Source organism: Mesorhizobium sp. M1409, from assembly GCF_040317535.1.
GTDB lineage: Bacteria > Pseudomonadota > Alphaproteobacteria > Rhizobiales > Rhizobiaceae > Mesorhizobium.
On the sequence record NZ_JAMYKV010000133.1, the window covers coordinates 1 to 2,490 of the forward strand.

General features: G+C 61.5%; 2 protein-coding genes and 1 pseudogene. 1 reads left to right on the forward strand and 2 read right to left on the reverse strand.

Annotation, left to right across the window (positions count from 1 at the left end; all coding sequences use genetic code 11):
* Positions 1–238: 238 nt before the first annotated feature.
* Positions 239–1,438 carry a tetratricopeptide repeat protein gene (locus NKG99_RS35620; protein WP_502911102.1) on the reverse strand — a complete coding sequence of 400 codons (1,200 nt, stop codon included), beginning with the start codon at positions 1,436–1,438 and terminating at the stop codon, positions 239–241.
* Between the two features lie 150 nt (positions 1,439–1,588).
* Positions 1,589–1,903, reverse strand: a pseudogene (locus NKG99_RS35625) (hypothetical protein); the annotation flags it as partial.
* A 30-nt stretch (positions 1,904–1,933) separates the two neighbouring features.
* Here NKG99_RS35625 and NKG99_RS35630 point away from each other — a divergent pair.
* Positions 1,934–2,227 (forward strand): hypothetical protein, encoded by a 294-nt coding sequence (locus NKG99_RS35630; RefSeq protein ID WP_352874141.1) that lies wholly within the window; start codon positions 1,934–1,936, stop codon positions 2,225–2,227.
* The last annotated feature ends 263 nt before the right edge of the window (positions 2,228–2,490 follow it).

Below are 2,490 nucleotides of genomic sequence, written 5' to 3' on the forward strand. Positions count from 1 at the left end.
AAATCCCCATAGCCATCGACTGTGGCCCGCGGGTTCCTTCCTCGGGGACTTTCGTACGCCTGCCGGCGCCCGAAACTCTTCACGAAGGCTGGCAGTCCGCTTTGCGCAGCCAAGGTGGAAAAGCAGACATTCGCCTGGATGAGGCGGCCGCCCGAATCTCACAAAGTCGGACGGGCTGGAAGAAAAAGCCCCGAGGAGCGATAGAGAGAGGGCGGCGGCACTCGTTCAACGAGCGCTGCTAATTCGGAATGGGCAGCGATTGACGCTTCGCCTCATCCGAGGCCGGCTTTGCGAAGTCCTTCGATGTAGATTGCCCGGTCCTCCGGACGGACGAGCGGATGGTGCTTCCAACCCAATCGGCAGAGAGCTCGGGCTGGAGCCGTTTTGCTTCGGCGAGTGCAGCTGTAGCAGTGTCGGCGTCGCCGGCTTTGCCAGCGGCCGCCGCGAGCGTTCGCCACGCCGATGTGAAACGCGGTCGAAGCTGTACCGCGCGCCGGTTGAGGATGATGCTTTCCTCGTACCGTCCGGCCACGAAGTAGCAAAGCGCACACGCGGACTGATAGAGCGATTGGTGAGGATCGCGCGGACTGAGCCGCATTGCCTTGGCAAGATGCTGAAGTCCCTCGTCCCCGGCGCCGACAAATCCATGAGCCGCTCCGAGCACCATATATCCCAGGGCGAAATTGGGGTTTAGCCAGACGGCCTCTTCCAGCTCATCGACGGCGGCTCTGGATCGCCGCGATAGCATGTGTACAAAGCCAAGCGCCAAGTGCCCCCATGGGTCCTCACCGTCAAGTTCGACCGAGCGGCGGGCCGTCTCCAAGGCGAGGCCAACGCCATCCGCGTGGGGTACCCAGCCCATATGCGCGCCCGTGATGTATGCCCAGGCCAGCAGGCTATGACCTCGGGCGTAGCCCGGCTCAATTGCGATCGCCCGTTTGAGATCGGTCAGCGCCGTCTCGATTTCCCTTTCCCCCCAGGTCCAGAGTTGAGGCATCGCACGCATCACATAGCCCCAGGCATCGATGCTCTCGGGCGGCTTGTTTTGGAAGCGCCGGTTCTCCGCTGCGTATAGCTGCGGCTCGATCGAAGCCACGACGTTCTCGGTGATCTCGTCTTGCACCGCGAATATGTCGGTTGCCGCTCGGTCGTAACGATCTGCCCAAACGTGGGTGCAAGTGTTCGCGTCGATCAACTGGCTCGAGACGCGGAGACGGTCGCCGGCCTTGCGCACGCTGCCCTCCAGAACATAGCGCACACCGAGGTCGGCTGCGACCTGGCGAACATCCGGAGTGTTGCCCTTGTATGTGAAGGTGGAATTCCGGGCGATGACGGAAAGCCAGCGGAGCCTGGAGAGCCCTGCGATGATGTCTTCGACCATTCCGTCTGCGAAATATTCCTGTTCCCGATCGTCGCTGAGATTGACGAAGGGGAGCACTGCCAATGAGGGTCCGTTTCCAGCTTCCATTATTGAAGATGCGACCGCGTTCCTGCGCTCGATATCCGTATTGCTTTCGACGGAGCCCACGAAGCGGTACCCCACCCGTGGGATCGTCGTGATCCACTCTGCACCTTCGGGCGACGGCCCGAGATGCTTCCTTAGCGATGCGATCTGAACCGAGAGGTTCGTCTCCTCGACGGCGGCACCTTGCCAGGCGGCATCAATGAGAACGGACTTGGTGAGCCTTCGCCTGGGCGGCTCAGAAGGGCTGTCAGCAGAAGAAACGCGCGATAGCCGATCGGCACCGGCTCGCCATGGCGCAAAAGGGTTCCCGCCTCGGGACTGAGGACAAAGGGACCAAAAGCAAACCGCTGTCCGGCCATGGCAGCAGTTTATAACTTTTTCGGAACTTTTCGGAACTATTCGGGTCCGTTTTAAGACATCGGGGCCCGGGTCGCTCATCCTCTTTCGACGGAATAAGGAGGAGCGACCATGTCGGCAATCACTGATGAGCGGCCGTTTGTCAAAGCTGAGAAGCCGACCACGCAACCGGCAGACGGAGCGTGCTCTCGCAACGAGGAGTTCCGCGCCGCTCTCGATAGCTACATCGCTCGCTACGCTGCCGAACAGGCGAATCGCCTCTCAGTGGTCGGCAGCAGCAATGGTCCCTACGCGCTGATATGGCTTCAGCCCTTGCGCCGTCTCTTGAAGGCCCGCCAGGTTAGGCTGTTTTTCGAACGAACGGGCGGGGAATGGCGGCACCTCTGCCGGCACCAGAAGTCGTGAGCGGACCCTTCGAGGTGAACATATTCCGATGGCCGCATGAAGCTCGCAGCACTTTCGATGTTGGCGTGTCCCTAACCTGTCACGCCGATCGTTCGATGTCCGCGTTGGAGCAGTAGGGCACTGCTGGACTCTGACCGAGATGCGGCGCATTGCCGTCCGGCAGTCTTTGGGGGGCCGCAGAACGAACCCGCTGCGCGGGAGGGGCGCCTGCGGTTGAGGTAGAGATCAAGAACCGGTCGTCGCGCTCGCGTTGAGCGTCGTTC

Bases quoted from the DNA above. Each gene is read 5' to 3' on its own strand.
- NKG99_RS35630 (WP_352874141.1), top strand. From the start codon at position 1,934: ATGTCGGCAATCACTGATGAGCGGCCGTTTGTCAAAGCTGAGAAGCCG.